Origin of the sequence: Pseudomonas sp. KnCO4 (assembly GCF_045344305.1) — a bacterium.
Lineage (GTDB): Bacteria > Pseudomonadota > Gammaproteobacteria > Pseudomonadales > Pseudomonadaceae > Aquipseudomonas > Aquipseudomonas anuradhapurensis.
This window is the reverse complement of sequence record NZ_CP174199.1, coordinates 3837585-3859313: the sequence shown is the minus strand read 5'-3', so window position 1 is coordinate 3859313 and position 21729 is coordinate 3837585. Positions and strand designations below refer to the sequence as shown.

Genomic DNA, 21729 nt, shown 5'->3' with positions numbered 1-21729 from the left:
GGAGAACTTACATGCTTCCGGCTCTTTGGGTCGCTAAAACCGGCCTGTCCGCCCAGGACACCAACCTGACGGTCATCTCCAACAACCTGGCCAACGTCTCGACCACCGGCTTCAAGCGTGATCGCGCCGAGTTCCAGGACTTGCTGTACCAGATCAAGCGCCAGCCCGGTGCGCAGTCCACCCAGGACAGCGAACTGCCGTCCGGCCTGCAGGTCGGTACCGGTGTGCGCATCGTCGGCACGCAGAAGAACTTCCAGACCGGCAGCCTGCAGACCACGGAAAACCCGCTGGACATGGCGGTCAACGGCCGCGGCTTCTTCCAGGTGCTGCAGCCCGATGGCACGGTTTCGTATACCCGTGACGGTACCTTCCACCTGAACTCCGATGGCCAGATCGTCACCGCCCAGGGTTTTGCCCTGGAACCGGCGATCGTGGTGCCGAATGATGCCCAGACCTTCACCGTCGGCCAGGACGGCACCGTGTCGATCACCACCGCCGGCAACCCGGCAGCGCAGGTGATCGGCAACATCCAGACCGCCGACTTCATCAACCCGGCCGGCCTGCAGGCAATTGGCGACAACCTGTTCCTGGAAACCGCCGCCAGTGGCGCGCCGCAAGTCGGCACCCCGGGCCTGAACGGTTTTGGTACCACGCTGCAGCAGACCCTGGAGAACTCCAACGTCAGCACCGTGGAAGAACTGGTGAACATGATCACCACCCAGCGTGCCTACGAGATGAACTCCAAGGTCATCTCCACCGCTGACCAGATGCTGTCGTTCGTAACCCAGCAGCTCTAAGCCCTAGTGCAGGTTCTACTCCCGTTACACCGTGAGGTAAGTGTCATGAAGCGTTTGTTGTCTGTGTTCGCCCTGGGGGGGGCGGTCGTGCTGGCAGGTTGCGTCGCGCCGACGCCCAAGCCGAACGACCCGTATTACGCGCCGGTCCTGCCGCGCACCCCGCTGCCGGCTGCAGCCAACAACGGTTCGATCTACCAGGCCGGTTTCGAGCAGAGCCTGTACACCGACCGCAAGGCGTTCCGCGTGGGTGACATCATCACCATCACCCTCAACGAACGCACTTCGGCGAGCAAGAACGCCGGCTCGCAGATCCAGAAGAACAGCAAGGCCGACATCGGCCTGACCTCGCTGTTTGGCGCCAACCCGAACACCAACAACCCGTTCGGCGGCGGCGACCTGTCGCTGGAGGCGGGTTACAGCGGCGATCGCACCACCAAGGGTGACAGCAAGGCCACCCAGGGCAACACCCTGACCGGCTCGATCACCGTCACCGTGGCCGAGGTGCTGCCCAACGGCATCATCGCCGTGCGCGGCGAAAAGTGGATGACCCTCAATACCGGTGAAGAGCTGGTGCGTATCGCCGGCCTGATCCGTGCCGATGACATCGCCACCGACAACACCGTGCCGTCCACCCGTGTGGCGGATGCGCGCATTACCTATTCGGGCACCGGTTCGTTCGCCGATGCCAGCCAGCCCGGTTGGCTGGACCGCTTCTTCATCAGTCCGCTTTGGCCCTTCTGAGTACGGATGAACATGTTCTACGTAAGGCAGCTGATTGCCGCGACCCTGCTCCTGTCCTGCGCGTTCGGTGCCCAAGCCGAGCGTCTGAAGGACATCGCCAGTATTTCTGGCGTGCGTTCCAACCAGTTGATCGGCTATGGCCTGGTGGTGGGGCTCAACGGCACGGGTGACCAGACCACCCAGACGCCGTTCACCCTGCAGACTTTCAACAACATGCTCTCGCAGTTCGGCATCAAGGTGCCGGCCGGCTCCGGCAACGTGCAGTTGAAGAACGTCGCGGCGGTGTCGGTGCATGCCGACCTGCCGGCCTTCGCCAAGCCGGGCCAGGTGGTGGACATTACCGTGTCCTCCATCGGTAACTCCAAGAGCCTGCGCGGCGGCAGCCTGCTGATGACGCCGCTGAAGGGTATCGACGGCAACGTCTATGCCATCGCCCAGGGCAACCTGGTGGTCGGCGGCTTCGATGCCGAGGGCCGGGATGGATCGAAGATCACCGTCAACGTTCCGTCGGCTGGTCGCATCCCGGGTGGCGCTACCGTCGAACGGGCGGTACCGAGCGGCTTCAACCAGGGCAACAGCCTGACCCTGAACCTCAACCGCCCCGACTTCACCACGGCCAAGCGCATTGTCGACAAGGTCAACGAGCTGCTCGGCCCTGGCGTGGCCCAGGCCGTGGACGGCGGTTCGGTGCGAGTCACCGCGCCGATGGACCCGAGCCAGCGCGTCGACTACCTGTCGATCCTGGAAAACCTCGAGATCGACCCGGGCCAGGCCGTGGCCAAGGTGATCATCAACTCGCGTACCGGCACCATCGTCATCGGCCAGAACGTCAAGGTGTCGCCGGCGGCGGTGACCCACGGCAGCCTGACCGTGACCATCACCGAAGACCCGATCGTCAGCCAGCCGGGGCCGCTCTCCAATGGCCAGACCGCGGTGGTGCCGCGCTCGCGGGTGAACGCCGAGCAGGAAGCCAAGCCGATGTTCAAGTTCGGCCCGGGCACCACGCTGGATGAAATCGTCCGCGCGGTAAACCAGGTAGGTGCAGCGCCCAGCGACCTGATGGCGATCCTCGAAGCCCTGAAACAGGCCGGCGCCTTGCAGGCCGACCTGATCGTGATCTGAGGACGCTGCCGATGAACAGCAAAAGCCTGGTTTCCGGCAGCGCCGATAGCGGTGCCTACACCGACCTCAACCGCCTGAGCTCGCTCAAGCACGGCGACCGCGACAGCGACGCCAACGTGCGCAAGGTGGCGCAGGAGTTCGAATCGCTGTTCATCAGCGAAATGCTCAAGGCCTCGCGCAAGGCCAGCGACGTGCTGGCCGACGACAACCCGATGAACACCGAGACGGTGAAGCAGTATCGCGACATGTACGACCAGCAGCTGGCCGTGAGCATGTCCCGCGAAGGCGGGGGGATCGGCCTGCAGGACGTGCTGGTGCGCCAGCTGTCGAAGAACAAGAGCGCGCCGGCCAACACCAGCCCGTTCCCGCGCATCGATGGCAACGCCCCGACGCTGTGGGGCAACAAGGTCGCCGAGCCTGTGCATGCCGCCCAGGCGAATGCTGGCCGCAACGACGTGGCCGCGCTCAATTCGCGGCGCCTGGCGCTGCCGAGCAGGGTCACCGATCGCCTGCTGGCCGGCATCGTGCCGTCGGCCGCCACCACCAACAACGCTGCCGTGCCGGCCCGCGACGGCCAGCAGGTGGCCAAGACCTTTGCCGTGCCGGACAACGGCCTGCGCATCCTCGGGCGCGCTGTGGCCCAGCCACCGCTGGCACCGAAAAAGGCCTTCGCCGACAGCGACGAATTCGTTGCCACCATGCTGCCGATGGCCGAACAGGCGGCCAAGCGCATCGGCATCGACCCGCGCTACCTGGTGGCGCAGGCGGCGCTGGAAACCGGCTGGGGCAAATCGGTCATGCGCAACAGCGATGGCAGCAGCAGCCACAACCTGTTCGGCATCAAGGCCAGCGGCAACTGGCAGGGCGATTCGGCGCGGGCGATCACCAGCGAGTTCCGCGATGGCCAGTTCGTCAAGGAAACGGCAGCGTTCCGTTCCTACGACTCGTACCAGGACAGCTTCCACGACCTGGTGAGCTTGTTACAGAACAATTCGCGCTATCAAGATGCGGTGAAGGCCGCCGATAAACCAGAACAGTTCGTGCAAGAGTTGCAAAAGGCCGGGTACGCCACCGACCCGAATTACGCCAGCAAGATCTCGCAGATCGCAAGACAGATGAAGTCGTACGAGCACTACGCAATGCTCGGTACCGCAACAAAACTTTAAGGGCATGGAACCATGGCGAGTCTGATCAACATTGGTATGTCGGGGCTTGGCGCCGCGCAATCGGGGATGTACACCCTCGGTAACAACATTGCCAACGCCGATGTCGAAAGCTACTCACGCCAGCAGAATGTGCAGAAGACCAAGGGTGGCCAGCAGGTCGGCCAGGTGTTCATCGGCACCGGCACCACGCTGGCCGATGTCCGCCGGGTGTATAACGCATTTCTGGAAAACCAGCTGCGCAGCACCACGTCGTTGAGCAGCGATGCCGCCTCGTACCTGAACCAGATCACTCCGCTGGATACCGCCCTGTCGAGCAGCGATACCGGCATCACCGCCGCACTGCAGAGCTTTTTCAGTACGCTGCAGGATGCCGCGGCCAAACCGACCGAGGACGCCTCGCGGCAGCTGCTGCTGACCAGCGCGCAGTCCCTGAGCAAGCGTTTCAACACGCTGTCGGCGCAGCTCAACCAGCAGAACAGCAACATCAACTCCAACATGGCGGCGATCGCCGATCAGGTGAACAACCTGACCAAGACCATCGCTGACCTCAACGACCAGATTTCTCGCGTCACCTCGATCTCCGGCCAGCCCAACGACCTGCTCGACCAGCGCGATGGCGCCGTGCGTGAGCTGAACAAGCTGGTCGGCACCGATGTGGTGGAGCGTGATGGCAACTACGACGTCTACCTGAAAAACGGCCAGGCCCTGGTACTGGGCAAGACCACCCAGACCTTGGGCGTGGAGCCGAGCGCGACCGACCCGACCCGCATGAGCCTGATCCTCAACCGCGGCTCGACCAAGATGGACATCACCAGCACCACCAGCGGGGGCGAGCTGGGTGGCCTGATCCGCTACCGCAAGGAAACCCTCGATCCGGCGCTCAACGAGCTGGGCCGCGTGGCCCTGGTGGTGGCGGACGCGATCAACAGCCAGCTGGCCCAGGGTATCGACAAGAACGGTAACTTCGGCGCCACCCTGTTCGGCGATATCAACAGCGCCGCGGCGGTCAGCCAGCGCAGTATTGCCAAGTCCGGCAACAGCGCCGGCTCCGGCAACCTCGACGTGACCATCAAGGACACCGGCAAGCTGACCACCAGCGATTACCAGGTGACCTTTACCAGCGCCACCGGCTACAGCGTACGCAAGTTGCCTGAAGGCACTGACATGGGCAGCTTCGACCTCGGTGACACGCCGCCGCCGGTGATCGACGGCTTCACCCTGTCGCTCAACGGTGGTGGCCTGAGTGCTGGCGACAGCTTCAAGATCACCCCGACCCGCAACGCTGCGGCCGGCATCGAAACCGTGCTCACCGACCCCAAGCGCCTGGCACTCGCTGCACCGCTGACCGCCACCAGTGGCGCGGGGAACAAAGGCACCGGGGTGATCACCCAGCCGACGCTGACCTCGGAAATGGACATCTATGACGCCACCCAGCGCTCGCAGCTGCAGACCGGGCTGAAGTATTCCACCCCGGTCAAGCTGGTGTTCGGTGACGACAGCACGTCGCCGCAGGCCTATACCCTGTACGATGCCAAGGGCAACAGCATCGGCAGCGGTACGATCATCCCCGGCCAGGAAAACAAGCTGCAATTGTCGGTGCCGATGGTCGATGGCAGTGGCAACCCGCTGGGTAGCGACTTCACCTTCGAGATGAGCGTTTCGGGCGCCCCGAAGAACGGCGACAGCTATACCGTGGCGCTGACCGGCGCCGGCTCGGCGGACAACCGCAACGCCCAATCGGTGATCGACCTGCAGACCAAGCCCACGGTCGAGGTAGGGACCAACGGCAAGGGCATCAGCTTCACCGACGCCTATGCCAAGCTGGTTTCCAACGTTGGCGGCAAGGCTGGCCAGGCACAGATGGACAGCGATGCCACCTCGGCCCTGCATACCTCTGCACTGGACAGCCGCAACGGCCTGTCGGGGGTGTCGGTCGACGAAGAGACCGGCAACCTGATCAAGTTCCAGCAGTACTACACCGCGTCGTCGCAGATCATCAAGGCGGCCCAGGAAACCTTCGCCACCCTGATCAACAGTCTTTAAGGAGCCGTAGATCGTGAGCGTACGCATCTCCACTTCGCAGTTCTACAACACCAACCAGGCCAACTACCAGCGCAACTTCGCCAACTCGGTGAAGACCCAGCAGGAAGCCACCGACGGCATTCGCGTGCGCTCGGCCAAGGACGACCCGGTTGGCGCCGCCCGCCTGCTGCAGCTCGAGCAGCAGCAGAACATGCTCGAACAGTACGGCGACAACATCGTCAATGTGCGCAATGCCCTGGGTACTGCCGAAAGCACCCTGAAGTCCATCGGCACCATCCTGCAGCGGGTCAACGAACTGGCGGTGAGCTCCGGCAACGCCGGCTTCACCGACAGCGACCGCAAGGCCAATGCCGCCGAACTGGACTCGCTGGAGCAGCAGCTGTTCACCCTGATGAACAGCAAGGACGAGAACGGCAAGTACATCTTCTCCGGTTCCAAGGGCGACACCCAGCCGTACGTGCGCAATGCCGATGGCACCTACTCCTACCAGGGCGACCAGTCGCAGCTGAAGTTGCAGGTCGGCGACATGCTCAGCCTGGCGGCCAACGAAACCGGCTACGATGCCTTCGAGCAGGCGCTGAACACCAGCCGCAGCGAGACCCGGCTGACGGCACCGGCCACCGATGATGGCCGGGTCAGCCTGTCCAACGGCCAGGTTTCCGGCAGCGCCACCTACAACGACCGCTTCCGCAGTGGCGAGCCGTACAGCATCGAGTTCGTCAGCAGCACCCAGTTCAAGATCACCGATGCCAACGGCAACGACGTCACCCTCGAAGCCACCCAGGGCGGCAAGTTCGACCCGAACGGCGACAACACCGAAATCAGCTTCCGTGGCGTCGACCTGCGCCTGGACATCAGCTTCAAGGCCGGTGACCAAGCCGACCCGGATGCAGCCATTGCCGGCCACACCTTCAGCCTGACCTCCAAGGCCGACCAGATCGGCAGCAGCCGCAGCCCGGGTAATGCTTCGTCGGTGCAGATCACCGGTAGCTCGGTGGTCGACCCGGCGGCGTACAAGGCTGCCTTCCCCGAAGGCGCGGTGCTCAAGTTCACCAGCGCCACCGACTTCGAGCTGTACACCGCGCCGGTCAGCGACGGCAGCCGGCCGATCTCCACGGGCACCCTGAGCGGTACCAGCGCCACGGTACTCGGCGTGCAGTTCGACTTGTCCGGGGCGCCAAGTGCCGGTGATTCGTTTGCCATCAAGGTCGACACCCACCAGACCCAGAATGTGCTCGATACCATCAGCCAGCTGCGCGCTGCGCTGAGCACCCCGATCGACGGTGACCCGGCGGCGGCGCAGGCGTTCAAGGCTGCGCTGGACTCGGCCATCGGCAACATCGGCAGCGCCACCAACCAGGTCACTTCGTCGATCGCCTCGATCGGTGGCCGTGGTCAGGCGCTGGACGTGCAGGCCGAGACCAACTCGGCGCTGGGCGCGGAGAACACCAAGACCCAGAGCTCGATCCGCGAAAGCGATCCGGCCGAAGTGATGATCCGCCTGACCATGCAGACCAACATGCTGCAGGCCTCGTTGCAGGCATATGCCAAGGTCGCCGGTCTGTCGCTGGTCAACTACATCTGATAGCGCTGCATGCGTAGCCAATCGTGCGCCGCCACCGTCAGGTGCGGCGCACTTTTTTTTGCAAGGTCGCCAACGTGAACGAAAAGCCTCTCGTCAGTATCGTCATCCCTGCCTACAGCCCACGGTTCTTTGCCATGGCCTTGCACAGCGCCCTCGGCCAGACCTATGAAGCCCTGGAGGTGCTGGTCTGCGATGACAGCGAAGGCGAGGAAATCGAAGCCATCGTCAACGCTGTCGAGGGCGACTTGCGCGCTTGCGTGCGCTACGTGCGCAATGGCCGGCGCCTGGGTTTTGTCGCCAACCTGGTGCAGGCGGTGGGCTTGGCCCGGGGTGCGCTGGTCAAGGTGCTGTGCGACGACGACCGGCTGTTCCCGCAGTGCGTGACGCACCAGGCCAAGGCGTTGCTGGAGCACGACGAAGTCGGCCTGGTGTTGTCGCAGCGGGTGCTCTGCGACGAGAACAATTTCATCCTGCCGATGCGCATCGCCAATGCGCGCTTCGCCAATGTCGACAGCCTGTTCAAGGGCGAAGACATGCTGGCCATGCTCGATGGGCGGCCTGTGAACTTCCTCGGCAATTTCTCGGCGGCGCTGATGCGTCGCGAGCAGGCACTGGAGTGGTTGCAGGCGCTCACCAGCGATGGCCTGAGCTTCGTCGCGCTGCTGGACCTGGCACTGTTCGCCTGCCTGATGCGGCGCGGCAACCTGGTCATGCTCAGCGAGCCGGGCCTGATCGAACGGCTGCACCCGCAGCGCCTGAGCAAGCAGGAGGCGCTGGTCCAGGCCGCACCGCAGGAGTGGCGCTGGATGATGCAGATGCTCGCCGCGCGCAGTGGCGAAGCGGCGCCCGCCAGTGGCTGGGTGCGCTACGTGCCATTGACCGAGGCACAGCTGCAACCACGGCAGTGGCAGGAGCTGTGCGTGGCCCGCATCATCAGCAATTGGCAGACCCGCCTGGGTGGCCGGGTGGGCAGCGAATGCGAAAGCTATGCCGAGCTTTATCAGCAGTGGTTGGCGGCGCGCCGCTTCAGCGACGTGCAGCGCGGCCTGCTGCCCCAGGCCATAGCGGCCTGGCCGCGCCAGCCGCGCATCGTCCCGGTGGTGCTGGATACCCAGGGTGACGCCCAGGCCCTGGGGCGTACCCTCGACAGCCTGGCCGGGCAGTTGTACCCGGTGCATGCCTGCGTGGTGTTGGCCGATGCCGAACCCGCCAGCCCGATCCCGCTGGTGCACCAGGCGCTGCAGAGCGACTGGCCCGAGCAGTTGAACCAGTTGCTGGCCTCGTTGCACGACGCCGACTGGATCTACCTGTTGCGTGCCGGTGACCGGCTCGCCGAGTCGGCCATTCTGCTGCTGGCCGAACGTGCCGCGGTGTTCCCCAACCTGGCCTGCGCCTACAGCGATGAAGGGGCCTGGCTCGATGACCAGCCGGGCGAACCGGTGTTCAAGCCGGACTTCAACCTCGATCTGTTGCGCAGCTACCCCTACGTCGGCCGCACCCTGGCCTTCGCCCGCGAGGCGATTCTCGACCTTGGCGGTTTCGATGCCGGCTTTGCCGAGCTGGCCCCGCATGACTTGCTCTGGCGCCTGGTCGAGAGCCGAGGCCTGCAGGTGGTCGAGCACATTGCCGAAATCCAGGTGCAGTCGGAGTTCAGCTTCGCCAACTGGCTGTCGCTGCCGGAAGTGATCGCCCAGAGCGAACCGGTGCTGGCCGCGCACCTGCAGCGGCTGGGCGTGGCGCATCGGATCCGGCATGACGACCTGTCGTTGCTCAATCGGGTCGACTACCTGCATGCCGACACCCCGCAGGTATCGATACTGGTTGCTGTTGGTGATGACCTGGCGGGCCTGCAGGCCTGTGTCGAAGGGCTGATCGAGCGCACCGCCTATGGCCGCTACGAGGTCTTGCTGGTGGCTGGGCCGAGCGTGGCGGCCGACGTCGATGGCTGGCTGCAGGCGATGAGCGAGCTCGGTGCCGGCATGCTGCGCGTGGTCCGGGCGCCCGGCGGTTCGCGCAGCCAGCTGCTCGATGCGGCGGCGGCCCAGGCCTGCGGTGACTACCTGTTGTTGCTCGATGCCAGCGTGCAGGTGTTCGACGGCCAGTGGCTGGCGGAAATGCTCCAGCATGCCCAGCGCCCGGAAGTGGCGGTGGTCGGCGCCAAGCTGGTCGATGCCCAGGGCCGGGTGGTCGAGGCGGGCCGGGTGCTGGGGGTTGCCAGCGTGGCCGGTCCGGCGTTCGCCGGGGAAGATGCGCAGTCGCGTGGTTACCTGCAACGCTTGCAGGTGGTACAGGACTGGAGCGCTGTCGGCGGCGATTGCCTGATGGTGCGCAAGGCAGTGTTCGCCGAGCTGGGAGGGCTGGGTGCGCAACCGCTGAGCCAGGGCATGGCCGAGCTCGACCTGTGCCTGCGTGCGGGGGCGCGCGGTTATCTGGTGGTCGGCACGCCCTATGCCGTGCTGCTCAAGCGCGAAGCGACGACCAGCAGCGATGGGCTTGGTCAGGACGCGTTGCTGGAACAGCAGCAGGTATTCTGCGAGCGCTGGCTGAGCAAGGTCGTCCGCGACCCGGCCTATAACCCCAACCTGGGGCTGGCCAACGGTGACTTCAGCCTCGAGCCGAGCCTGCGCGGCAGCTGGAGCCCGCTGTGTGCCCGGGCCTTGCCGTCGGTGCTGGGGTTGCCGATCAACGACAGTGCGGTGGGCCATTACCGGGTCGAACAGCCGTTCAAGCAGCTGGAAGCCGCCGGGCGCGTGGTCGGGCGCGTGGTCTACGAGTCGCCGACCGTGGTCCAGCTGGCGCGCATGGACCCGGACGTGATCATCCTGCAGTTGCGCCATAACGATGACTCGGTGCGCGACATCGAACGCATTGCCCGCTTCTCCAACGCCCGGCGCATCTTCGAGATCGACGACTACGTGCTCAGCGCGCCGAAGAAAAACACCCATGCGCGCAACAAGCCAGCCGACATCGAGCAGCACCTGCGCCGTGGCATCAGCCTGTGCGACCGGGTGGTGGTGACCACCCAGGCGTTGGCCAATGCGCTGGCAGACATGCATGACGATATCCGCGTGGTGCCGAACATGCTGGCACCGCACCTGTGGACCAACCTTCCGGCCAGCCGCCGTGGCACTTCGAGCAAGCCGCGGGTGGGCTGGGGCGGCGGTACCAGCCACAGTGGCGACCTGGAGATCATCGCCGAGGTGGTGCGCGAACTGGCCAACGAGGTGGAGTGGGTGTTCTTCGGCATGTGCCCCGAGGCGCTCAAGCCCTACATCCACGAGTACCATCCGGGCGTGCCGCTGGCGCGCTACCCGGCCAAGCTGGCGAGCCTGAACCTCGACCTGGCCCTGGCGCCGCTGGAATTCCACATCTTCAACGACTGCAAGAGCAACTTGCGGCTGCTGGAGTACGGTGCCTGCGGTTACCCGACCATTTGCACCGACACCGAGGCCTACCGCGGCTACCTGCCGTGCACGCGGGTGTACAGCAACAGCACCGAGGAATGGCTGCAGGCGATCCGCTCGCACCTGGCCGACCCGGCGGCCAGTTACCGCATGGGCGACGAATTGCGCGAGGCGGTGATGCGCGACTTCGTGCTGCGTGACGACAACCTGCGCCACTGGGAGTGGGGCTGGCTGGCCGACTGAGTTTCACCTGATAGCAACTGGGGCTGCACAGCGGCCCCAGCTTTTTTGCAGATTGGCGCATTTCCTGCAGTACCCCATCGATATCGCCATAAATCCTTCGCCCTGGCGTTGCAAGGGGCGCGAAGTACAAGAGGAAATCGATGAAGGCAGTCATTCTGGCGGGTGGTCTTGGCACGCGTATCAGCGAAGAGTCGCACCTCAAGCCCAAACCGATGATCGAGATCGGTGGCAAGCCAATTCTTTGGCACATCATGAAGCAGTATTCGGCGCACGGTATCCACGACTTCGTGATTTGCCTGGGCTACAAGGGCTATGCGATCAAGGACTTTTTCGCCAACTACTTCCTGCACACTTCCGACGTCACCTTCGACATGCGCGCCAACCGCATGGACGTGCATCAGAACTACAGCGAGCCATGGCGCGTGACCCTGGTCGACACCGGTGAAGAAACCATGACCGGTGGCCGGCTGCGCCGCGCCGCGCGTTACCTGGAAGGCGAGAAGGCGTTCTGCTTCACCTACGGTGATGGCGTGTCCGACATCGACATCGGCGCGCTGGTCGATTTCCACCATGGCCACGGCAAGTTCGCCACGGTCACGGCGGTGCAGCCACCTGGCCGCTACGGTGCCCTGCAGCGCGATGGTGACCAGGTGCTGGGCTTCACCGAGAAACCGCGCGGTGATGGCGGCTGGATCAATGGTGGTTTCTTCGTGCTGTCGCCCGAGGTGCTGCCCTACATCGACGGCGATGCCACCTCGTGGGAAGCCGAGCCGCTGTCGCGCCTGGCCCGTGAAGGGCAATTGCATGCCTTTGCCCATGAGGGCTTCTGGCACCCGATGGACACCCTGCGGGACAAGAACCACCTGGAACAGTTGTGGCACAGCGGGGAGGCGCCATGGAAGCAATGGGCCTGAGCCCTGCGTTCTGGGCTGGCAAGCGCGTTCTGCTCACCGGCCACACCGGTTTCAAGGGCAGCTGGCTGGCACTCTGGCTGCACAGCCTGGGCGCCCGGGTCACCGGCTTTGCCCTCGACCCTGCGACCGAGCCGAGCCTGTTCGAGCTGGCACGGGTCGGCGAGGGCATCGATGACCGCCGTGGCGACATCCGCGACCTTGGCGTGCTGCTGGAGCTGGTCGCTGAAGTGCAGCCGGAGATCGTCCTGCACCTGGCGGCGCAACCGCTGGTGCGCGAAAGCTACCGCGATCCGCTGGGCACCTATTCGACCAATGTCATGGGTACCCTCAACCTGCTCGAGGCCGTGCGCCAGACTGGTGGCGTGCGCGCCTGCGTGGTGGTCACCACCGACAAGGTGTACGCCAACCAGGAATGGCCCTGGCCCTATCGCGAGAACGAAGCGCTGGGCGGGCACGACCCCTACAGTAGCAGCAAGGCCTGCTGCGAGATCCTCGCGCAGTCCTATGCCGCATCGTTCTTCCCGGCCGAGCGCCATGCCGAACATGGCCTGAGCCTGGCCACCGCACGGGCCGGCAACGTGCTGGGCGGCGGCGACTTCTCGCCCGAGCGGCTGATCCCCGACGTGCTCAAGGCGTGGACTGCCGGTGAGCCGGTGACCTTGCGCTTCCCCGCGGCTGTGCGCCCCTGGCAGCACGTGCTGGAGCCGCTGGCCGGCTACCTGCAGCTGGCCGCGAGCCTTTATCAGCAGGGCCAGCGCTTTGCCGGCGCGTGGAACTTCGGCCCCGGTGACGATGACATGTGCAGCGTCGGCGAAGTGGTGCAGTTGCTGGCCGATCGTTGGCCGCAGGCGCCCGGCGTCAGCTTCGAGCAGAGCGACATGCACGAAGCCGGTTTGCTGCGCCTGGACAGCTCGCGTGCCCGCCAGTTGCTGGCCTGGCGCCCGCGCTGGGCACTCGAGGAATGCCTCGAGCGCACCCTGGGCTGGCACCTTGCCTGGCACAAGGGCATGGACATGCGTGCGGTGAGCCTGACCCAGCTGAGCCTGTACCAGGAGTCGCTGTGAGCCAGTATCGCCTGCACCCCTTGCCGTTGCCGGGCCTGACGCGCATCGAACATCGCCGTGTCGAAGACGCCCGTGGCGCTTTTTCGCGATTGTACTGCGAAGACAGCCTGGAGCGCTTCGGCGCGCCGTTCCACATCCGCCAGATCAACCGCTCGCTGACCCGCCAGCGCGGCAGCGTGCGCGGCCTGCATTACCAGGCCGGGCCGCAACCGGAAAGCAAGTACATCACCTGCCTGCAGGGCGCGGTATGGGATGTGGTGGTCGATCTGCGTGCTGGCTCGCCGACCTTCCTGCACTGGCATGCCGAACACCTCGAGGCCGGCCAGGGCAGCAGCCTGCTGGTGCCGGCTGGCTGCGCCCACGGCTTCCAGGCCCTGAGCGACGACGCCGAGCTGCTGTACCTGCACAGCGCCGACTACGCCCCGGAGCATGAAGGCGGGCTGTCGGTGCTCGACCCGCGCCTGGCCATTGCCTGGCCGCTGCCTGTGATCAACCTCTCGGCCCGGGATCAGCAGCACCCCTGGCTGGACGACCGCTTTACCGGAGTGACCGTATGAATTGCCGTGGTTGTGGCAGTGCCCTGCACCTGCCGTTGATCGATCTGGGTACCTCGCCGCCCTCCAATGCCTACCTGCGTCCCGAGCAACTGGCCGAGGCGGAGCAGTGGGTGCCGTTGAAAGTCGCGGTATGCGAGCAATGCTGGCTGGTGCAGACCGAGGACTACACCCGCGCCGAGCAGCTGTTCGACGCCGACTATGCCTACTTCAGCTCCTATTCCAGCTCCTGGCTGGCCCATGCCGAAGCCTATGTGGCGAGCATGACCGAGCGCTTCGGGCTGAATGCCGACAGCCGCGTGGTGGAAATTGCCGCCAACGATGGCTACCTGCTGCAGTACGTGGCCCGGCGCGGCATTCCCTGCCTGGGCGTCGAGCCGACCCGCAGCACCGCCGAGGCGGCGCGGGCCAAGGGCCTGGAAATCCGCGAAGTGTTCTTTGGCCGCACCGTGGCCGCGCAACTGCTGGCCGAGGGCTGGGGCGCCGACCTGATGGCGGCCAACAACGTGCTTGCCCATGTGCCGGACATCAATGACTTCCTCGGCGGCTTCGCCAGCTTGCTCAAGCCGAGCGGCGTGGCCACCTTCGAATTCCCGCACCTGCTGTCGCTGATCGCCCAGCACCAGTTCGACACGCTGTACCACGAGCACTATTCCTACCTGTCGCTGACCGCGGTGCAGATCCTCTGCCAGCGCAACGGCCTGGAGCTGTTCGACGTGCAGGAGCTGTCGACCCATGGTGGCTCGCTGCGGGTGTTTGTGCAGCGTGCCGATGGCCAGCGCCGCGCCGTGGAACCGACCGTCGCCCGCCTGCTGGCGCTGGAGGACGAGGTGGGCGTGCGTAGCCCCGGCTTCTACGCCACCCTGGCGCCGGCCGCCGAGCGCATCAAGCTGCAACTGCTGCGCTTCCTGCTGGATGCCAAGGCCGCCGGCAAGCGGGTGGTCGGCTACGGCGCCGCCGCCAAGGGCAACACCTTGCTCAACTATGCCGGGGTCAAGGCCGACCTGCTGGCCTGGGTGGCCGACGCCAACCCGCACAAGCAGGGCAAGTTCCTGCCCGGTAGCCGCATCCCGGTAGTGGCGCCCGAACGCCTGGCCGAAGAGCAGCCGGACTACGTGCTGGTGCTGCCGTGGAACCTGCTGCGCGAAGTCAGCGAACAGCAGGCCGGTATTCGTGAGTGGGGCGGTCGCTTCGTCATCGCCGTGCCTGAGTTGACCGTGCTATGAGCGCGCTGCATGTGCTGGTGACCGGGGCCACCGGTTTCGTTGGCCGCCATCTGGTGGCGCAGCTGCTGGCCCGCGGTTGCCGGGTACGCGCCCTGGCGCGTGACCTGGAACGGGCGCGCCGCATGCCGTGGTTCGACCAGGTGCAGTTCGTCGCTGCTGACCTGCAACTGGCGGATGCCAGGCAGGTCGCCAGCTGGGTCGACGGTATCGATGCCCTGGCCCACCTGGCCTGGCCGGGGCTGCCGAATTACCAGGCGCTGTTCCACCTGGAGCAGAACCTGATGGCCGACTATCGCTTCGTCAAGCACGCGGTCGAGGCGGGCGTGGCGCAGGTGCTGGTCACCGGCACCTGCTTCGAATACGGCATGCAGAGCGGCCCGCTGGACGAGCACTGCCCGGCGCGCCCGGCCAACCCCTATGGCCTGGCCAAGCACAGCCTGCATCAGTTCCTCCAGGCGTTGCAGATGCACCGGCCGTTCAGCTTGCAATGGGCGCGCTTGTTCTACCTGCATGGTGAAGGCCAGAACCCCAATAGCCTGCTGGCTGCACTCGACCGCGCCATCGACAGCAAGGCGGCGGTGTTCGACATGTCCGCCGGCGAGCAACTGCGCGACTTCCAGCCGGTCACCGAGGCAGCACGGCAATTGGCCGGCCTGTTGCACTGCAGCGGGTTCTCCGGCGTGGTCAACTGCGCCAGCGGCCGGCCGGTAGCGGTGCGCAGCCTGGTCGAACAGCGCCTGCGCGAGCGCGGCGCCGAGCTGCTGCTGAACCTGGGGCATTACCCCTATCCGAGCCACGAACCCATGGCGTTCTGGGCCGTGACCGACCGACTCGAGCAGCTGCTGGCTGCCCAAGGAGCGCCTCATGGCCTATGAGTTGTACCGCGCAGCCGGCCTGCCCGTGCTGCAGAACCGCACCTTCGCCGATGCCGCCAGCGCACGCGCATCGGCCAGCGGCGACATGTGCCTGGTCCAGGATGAGCGCACCGGCCTGGTCTACAACCAGGCCTTCGACGCGTCCTTGCTGAGCTACGACAGCGATTACCAGAACGAGCAGGCGCTGTCGCCGGCGTTCCAGCGTCACCTGGATGACGTCGAACGGCTGATCACCCGCTACTTTGCCGGCCAGCGCCTGATCGAGGTGGGCTGCGGCAAGGGCTACTTCCTCGAGCTGCTGCGCCAGCGCGGGCATCGGGTGACCGGCATCGACCCGGCCTACGAAGGCGACAACCCAGAGGTGATCAAGGCGCCGTTCACCCGTGCGCTGGGGTTGTCGGCCGACGCCGTGGTGCTGCGTCATGTACTGGAGCATATCGCCGACCCGCTGGCGTTTCTCGAGGCCATCGCCGATGCCAACCAGGGTGGCCTGATCTACATCGAAGTGCCATGCCTGGACTGGATCCTCGACCACCGCGCCTGGTTCGACCTGTTCTACGAGCACGTCAACTACTTCCGCCTGGATGACCTGCGCCGGTGTTTCGGCACCGTGCTGGACGCCGGCCACCTGTTCAACGGCCAGTACCTGTACATCGTCGCCGACCTGGCCAGCCTGCGGGTGCCAGCCTTCGATGGCCAGCGCCTGCAGTTGCCAGCGGGCTTCAGCGCCAGCCTCGAACGCGGCCAGGCGTTGCTGCGTGAGCATGCCGGGCGCGGTGCGGCGATCTGGGGGGCGTCGTCCAAGGGCGTGATCTATTCGCTGTACCTGCAGCGTGCCGGGGTGCAGGTCGACCATGTGATCGACATCAACCCGGCCAAGCAGGGCCGCCACCTGCCGCTCAGCGGCTTGCGCGTGTCGTCGCCGCAGGAAGCGCTGGCGAGCCTGCCGGACGGTGCGCAGATCTTCGTGATGAATTCCAACTACCTGGACGAGATCCGCCGCGACACCGGCAACCGTTTCGTCTACCACGCGGTCGATGATGCCGCGTTCCAATGACCTTTGCAGAGACCGCCTCCATGACTGACAACAACAACGTCCACCAGGCCTTCATCGCCGAGTGCAACGAGCAGATCGCCGCCCAGGGCCAGGACCAGAAGCTCCAGGGCCTGGCACGCGACCTGTTCAACGAATCGGCCAAGCACAAGTACAGCTACCATTTCTCGTGGATGGGCCGGCCGATCATCCAGCTGCCCCAGGACATGATTGCCATGCAGGAACTGGTGTGGCGCATCCAGCCAGACCTGATCATCGAATGCGGCATCGCCCATGGCGGTTCGATCATCTACTACGCTTCGCTGCTGCAGTTGCTGGGCCATGGCGAGGTGCTGGGCATCGACGTCGACATCCGCCCGCACAACCGCAAGGCCATCGAAGAACACCCGATGGCGCACCGCATCACCATGCTCGAAGGTTCGAGCATCGCCCCGGAGATGGTTGCCAAGGTGCGCCAGCTGGCCGAAGGCAAGAAGGTCATCGTGGTGCTCGATTCCAACCACACCCACGACCACGTGCTCGAAGAGCTGCGCGCCTATGCGCCGCTGGTGTCGGTGGACAGCTACTGCGTGGTGATGGACACCGTGGTCGAGGACATGCCGGCCGACTTCTTCCCGGACCGCCCATGGGGCCATGGCGACAACCCGAAGACCGCCGTATGGCAGTACTTGAAAGAAAACAGCGACTTCGCCATCGACCGCCAGGTGCAGGACAAGCTGCTGCTTACCGTGGCGCCGGACGGCTACCTGCGCCGCGTGCGTTGATTGTTACCCCAGGTCACCAGCAGGAAGGTCTTCATGCAGCTTCAGGATACCCCGCTCATCGACCGCTCGCTGCGCGAGCGTTTCACCGTGGTGTTGATCACCCATAACCGTCCGGCGTTCCTGCGTCGGGCCTTGCACTATTATCGCGACTTCCCGGCGAGCATCCTGGTACTGGACTCCTCCAGCCAGGCCGACGCCACCCTGCAGGCGGACTACCCGCAGATGGACTACCGCCACTTGCCGCAGTACACCTACAAAGGGCTGCAGGACAAGCTCGCCTATGGCGTGAACGAAGTGCGCACGCCGTTCATGACCTTTGCCGCAGACGACGACTTCCTGCTGTTCGATGGCATGGCCCAATCGGTGCAGTTCCTTGAGCAACACCCGGACTACGGCGTGTGCCATGGCTACGGCATGATGTACGTGGGGCATGGCACTGAGGTGCATTTCTACCGGCGTGACAAGCGCGTGCAGGAAGACTACTGCAGCGACGACCCGGCCCAGCGCCTGCTCGAGTTCATGGGCCAGTTCCTGCCGCCGTTCTACGCGGTCACCCGTACCGACCTGCTGCAGCAGTGGTATGCGCTGCTGCCGGCGAACACCAGCTTCGAGTGGCAGGAAATTGGCCATACCTTCTACCTGCTGGCCAACGCCAAGGCGCGTATCCTGCCGATTCCGTACGCGGTGCGGGAAGCCAACCTGGGGGGGTCGGACCACAACACCAACGTGCTCACCGTGCTGGCCAACCGTGACGAGCGCAGCCGCCAGGAACGCGAGCAGTTCGCCGCGTTTCTCGCCTCGATCCCGACCGCGCTCAGCGGCCTCGGTGCCGAACGGGTGCAACAGGTGGCGCTGGAAGGCTTCCAGGTCATGGCCGAGGGCTTGCTCAGCGGTCGTGCCCTGCATGGCTGCATGATCATCACCTCGCGCTGGAACGTGCCGAGCCCCGAGCCATTGCGCATCTTCGGCAAACAGCAGTTCGTCGAGATGCCGTTCTACAACCAGCCGATGTTCGATCTGCTGGCTCAGCTGGAATTCCTCATCCATGCCATGCCTTGCGGGCGCATCCAGCTGCGTGAGCTCGAAGCGATCCTGGTGCGTCAGCAGGCGCTGATGCAGCTCAATGCCAATGACAACGAGCGCACCGTCCGCGCACGCCTGTGGCAGGCACTGGCCCTGAGCCCCTTCAACCGGGTGGTGGTGGAGCGCCTGCTGGCTTCGCTGGAGGCAGCTGGTGATGAAGCCGAGGCCGCTCCGCTACGGCCCTGGCTGGCCCGGCTCGCGGCATTGCCGAGCTATGACAGCCAGGCGCTGCTCGCGTCGCTGCCCTCCGGGCAGTTGCTGGACTGGCTCGAAGCGCGTACGCCGAACGCCGAGCAGGTCAGCCTGGCCCGGCAGCGCCTGGCGGCAGCAGACGGTGGCCCAAGCTTTGGTATCGTGCTGCTCGACCTGGACGCGCAGATGGACCAGCTGCAGGCCACCTTCGACAGCCTGATGGCTGGGCCGTGCCGCCGGTTCAAGGTGGTGGTACTGACCAGCGGCGACCTGCCGATGGTGACCAATGCCGGGCAGACCGTGCACTTCGTCAAGGTCGACAGCAACGACCACGTACGCCAGATCAACCAGGCGGTGGCCCAGCTGGATACCGACTGGGTGGTGCTGGCCGAAGCCGGCGATCGCTTCACCGCCAGCGGCTTGCTGCGGGCCAGCCTTGAACTGCTGGGTGCCGAAGGCATTCGCGCGGTGGCCATGGATGAAATCCAGGTGCAGGCGGACGGCCGTCTGCGTGAAGTACTGCGGCCTGGCACCAGTCTCGACCTGCTGCAGAGCGTGCCCGGGGTAATGGCGCGTCACTGGTTGCTGCGCCGTGACCTGCTGCTGGCGGCAGGTGGCTTCGACAGCCAGTACCCGCTGGCCCTGGAGTTCGACCTGTTGCTGCGCATGATCGGCGAGCAAGGCCTGGCCGGCCTGGCGCACCTTGCCGAGCCGCTGTTGATCTGCAACGCCCCCGCGCTCGACAGCCAGGACCAGGAGCGGGCGGTGCTGACCCGCCGTCTGGCTCAGCGTGGCTATGCGGCCACGGTGGGTTCGGTACACCCGGGCACTCACCAGATCGACTATCGGCATGCCGAGCGCCCGGCGGTATCGATCCTGCTGCACTGCCAGGACAATGCTGACGCCTTGCAGAGGTGCCTGGTCAGCGTGCTGCAACGCACCCGTTACCAGAACCACGAGATCGTCATCGCCGACAACGCCAGCCAGTCGCCGCAGCTGCGCGAATGGCTGGCCAGCCTGGCGGCTGCTGGCAGCCGGGTGCGGGTTATCCGCAGCGAGCAGGCCATGGCGCCGGTCGCCATGCTCAACCTGGCCAGCCGTGAGGCGCAGGGCGACTACCTGGTGATGCTCGACAGTGACGCCGAAGTGCTCAATGCCAACTGGCTGGAAGGCCTGCTCAACCAGGCCCAGCGCCCGGAGGTCGGGGTGGTTGGCGGCAAGCTGCTGGGCAGCGATGGCAAGGTGCTCGAAGCCGGGCTGGTGCTGGCGGGCGAGGCGGGCATCCGCCCGGCGTTCCAGGGCCTGGCCAAGGATGCACCGGGCTACCTGCAGCGCTTGCAGGTGGAGCACAACGTCTCGGCGGTGTCGGGTTGCCTGATGGTGCGGGCCGAAGTGCTGCGGGCGCTGGGCGGGCTGGATGAACAGGCGGCGAGCATTCGCGCCGCCCAGGTGGCAGCCTGCCTGAGCGTGTCCGAGGCCGGGCTGTTGGTGGTGTGGACGCCCCAGGCGCAGGTGGTGCGCCATGGCCAGGCGGATGCACTGCCGTGTGCCCCGCAGGCGCAGGACCCGTTCTACAACGCCGGGCACAGCCGCGGCGCGGCGCTGTTCACCCTGGACCCGCACAGCCGGGTCGAGTGGCAGGCGCTGATCGCTTGATCGCCGGGCTGCCTGGCAGCCCCGGTTCCCGCCCTGGATCGCGCAGCTTCTGACTGCGCGATCGAATCCGTGGGAGCGGGCTCGCCCGCAACGGGCCGCCAGGCGGCCCGACTTGCCCGCTTTGTCGATTCGACAAAAAGAGCGTGACTTAAGAGTCAGAACGCGCATCTTCACTGTATATTGTCGAAACCGGGAACCGCCGCGTCGCCCCCGGACAAGCCGTCAGGGATCGGGAGCCACCCGTATCGCCTGGCGTTTTGCCGTTTGGCCCTGGCGGGTATTTCGCTGTTACTGAATTGGGAAGCCATATGATTGGCATTAAAAGCATCGCCAGTTACGTGCCCACTGAAGGCGTGGACAACTACGCCCAGGGCGCGAAATTCGGCAAGGACCAGGACTTCATTTTCGGCAAGATCGGTTCGACCTTCTTGCCGCGCAAGGAAGCTGCCCAGGAAACCTCCGACCTTTGCGTCGAGGCCGCGAAGAACCTGTTCGCTGCCAATCCATCGCTTGACCCGGCAGCCATCGATGCGGTGATCGTGGTCACCCAGAACGGTGATGCCGAAGGCCTGCCGCACACTGCGGCGATCGTCCAGCACAAGCTTGGCCTGTCGACTGCGGTGGCTGCCTTCGACATCTCGCTGGGCTGCTCTGGCTATGTCTATGGCCTGTATGCGATGAAAGGCTTCATGGAAGCCGCCGGGCTGAAAAATGGCCTGCTGATCACCGCCGATCCCTATTCGAAGATCGTCGACCCTGAAGACCGCAACACCACCATGCTGTTCGGCGATGCCGCCACCGCTACCTGGATGGGCGAGGGCGCTGCCTGGCAGCTGGGCAAGTCGCTGTTCGGCAGTGACGGCGCCGGGGCCGAGCACCTGCGCACCACCGATGGCAAGTTCTTCATGAACGGCCGCCAGGTCTACAACTTCGCCCTGGTGAAAGTGCCGGCGCATTTGCAGCAACTGCTGGAAGCCAGTGCCCTGCAGCCTGGCGACATCGACTTGTACTGCCTGCACCAGGGCAGCGCGGCGATCGTCGATGCGGTCTCGGCACGTTTCGTCGAGGGCGAGCACAAGCAGAAATTCGTCAAGGATATGGTCGAGACCGGCAATACCGTGTCGTCGAGCATTCCGTTGCTGCTCGAGAAGCACGTACTTGGCTCCCAGCACAAGCGGGTGGCCTTGAGTGGTTTCGGTGTGGGCCTGTCCTGGGGCTCGGCGATCATCGAACGACGTGACTGAGC

Annotated in this window: 16 protein-coding genes; all 16 read left to right on the top strand. The window is 65.3% G+C overall.

Annotated elements, in window-relative coordinates; all coding sequences use genetic code 11:
• Positions 1 to 11: 11 nt before the first annotated feature.
• The 16 genes from flgG (at position 12) to ACJA3S_RS17890 (ending at position 21727) form a co-directional block, all read left to right on the top strand.
• Complete coding sequence (flgG, locus tag ACJA3S_RS17965) at positions 12 to 797, top strand: flagellar basal-body rod protein FlgG (protein ID WP_170031158.1); 786 nt, start codon at positions 12 to 14, stop codon at positions 795 to 797.
• A 45-nt stretch (positions 798 to 842) separates the two neighbouring features.
• The gene (gene flgH / locus ACJA3S_RS17960) at positions 843 to 1538 is read left to right on the top strand and encodes a flagellar basal body L-ring protein FlgH (protein WP_170031157.1); all 696 of its coding nucleotides are present in this window, start codon (positions 843 to 845) and stop codon (positions 1536 to 1538) included.
• Between the two features lie 12 nt (positions 1539 to 1550).
• Positions 1551 to 2660, top strand: a complete 1110-nt coding sequence (locus ACJA3S_RS17955; protein ID WP_406819478.1) for a flagellar basal body P-ring protein FlgI — start codon at positions 1551 to 1553, stop codon at positions 2658 to 2660.
• Positions 2661 to 2671: 11 nt separating this feature from the next.
• The gene (gene flgJ / locus ACJA3S_RS17950) at positions 2672 to 3826 is read left to right on the top strand and encodes a flagellar assembly peptidoglycan hydrolase FlgJ (protein WP_406819477.1); all 1155 of its coding nucleotides are present in this window, start codon (positions 2672 to 2674) and stop codon (positions 3824 to 3826) included.
• A 12-nt stretch (positions 3827 to 3838) separates the two neighbouring features.
• On the top strand, positions 3839 to 5869 hold the full coding sequence (gene flgK, locus ACJA3S_RS17945) for a flagellar hook-associated protein FlgK (RefSeq protein ID WP_170031151.1): 2031 nt from the start codon (positions 3839 to 3841) through the stop codon (positions 5867 to 5869).
• A gap of 13 nt (positions 5870 to 5882) precedes the next feature.
• A complete protein-coding gene (locus tag ACJA3S_RS17940) occupies positions 5883 to 7454 on the top strand; it encodes a flagellar hook-associated protein 3 (protein WP_406819476.1) in 1572 nt (523 codons plus the stop codon).
• A gap of 74 nt (positions 7455 to 7528) precedes the next feature.
• Positions 7529 to 11101 carry a glycosyltransferase gene (locus ACJA3S_RS17935; RefSeq protein WP_406819475.1) on the top strand — a complete coding sequence of 1191 codons (3573 nt, stop codon included), beginning with the start codon at positions 7529 to 7531 and terminating at the stop codon, positions 11099 to 11101.
• 140 nt (positions 11102 to 11241) lie between these two features.
• Entirely contained in the window at positions 11242 to 12015 is a 774-nt protein-coding gene (rfbF, locus tag ACJA3S_RS17930) for a glucose-1-phosphate cytidylyltransferase (protein WP_406819474.1), read from the top strand.
• Positions 11997 to 13079 (top strand): CDP-glucose 4,6-dehydratase, encoded by a 1083-nt coding sequence (gene rfbG, locus ACJA3S_RS17925; protein WP_170031143.1) that lies wholly within the window; start codon positions 11997 to 11999, stop codon positions 13077 to 13079. The genes rfbF and rfbG overlap by 19 nt, the downstream gene beginning before the upstream one ends.
• A complete protein-coding gene (locus tag ACJA3S_RS17920; RefSeq protein ID WP_406819473.1) occupies positions 13076 to 13636 on the top strand; it encodes a dTDP-4-dehydrorhamnose 3,5-epimerase family protein in 561 nt (186 codons plus the stop codon). Before rfbG ends, ACJA3S_RS17920 begins: the two co-directional genes overlap by 4 nt.
• Positions 13633 to 14859, top strand: coding sequence for a methyltransferase domain-containing protein (locus tag ACJA3S_RS17915; protein ID WP_406819472.1), 1227 nt, complete (start codon positions 13633 to 13635; stop codon positions 14857 to 14859). Before ACJA3S_RS17920 ends, ACJA3S_RS17915 begins: the two co-directional genes overlap by 4 nt.
• On the top strand, positions 14856 to 15734 hold the full coding sequence (locus ACJA3S_RS17910; RefSeq protein ID WP_406819471.1) for an NAD-dependent epimerase/dehydratase family protein: 879 nt from the start codon (positions 14856 to 14858) through the stop codon (positions 15732 to 15734). The genes ACJA3S_RS17915 and ACJA3S_RS17910 overlap by 4 nt, the downstream gene beginning before the upstream one ends.
• Positions 15724 to 16791: a class I SAM-dependent methyltransferase gene (locus ACJA3S_RS17905; protein ID WP_406819470.1), complete on the top strand. Its 1068-nt coding sequence runs from the start codon at positions 15724 to 15726 to the stop codon at positions 16789 to 16791. The genes ACJA3S_RS17910 and ACJA3S_RS17905 overlap by 11 nt, the downstream gene beginning before the upstream one ends.
• Before the next feature lie 20 nt (positions 16792 to 16811).
• The gene (locus ACJA3S_RS17900) at positions 16812 to 17552 is read left to right on the top strand and encodes a cephalosporin hydroxylase family protein (protein ID WP_406819469.1); all 741 of its coding nucleotides are present in this window, start codon (positions 16812 to 16814) and stop codon (positions 17550 to 17552) included.
• Between the two features lie 33 nt (positions 17553 to 17585).
• Positions 17586 to 20483, top strand: coding sequence for a TIGR00180 family glycosyltransferase (locus ACJA3S_RS17895; protein WP_406819468.1), 2898 nt, complete (start codon positions 17586 to 17588; stop codon positions 20481 to 20483).
• Between the two features lie 308 nt (positions 20484 to 20791).
• Positions 20792 to 21727, top strand: a complete 936-nt coding sequence (locus ACJA3S_RS17890) for a ketoacyl-ACP synthase III (protein ID WP_170031129.1) — start codon at positions 20792 to 20794, stop codon at positions 21725 to 21727.
• Positions 21728 to 21729: the final 2 nt, after the last annotated feature.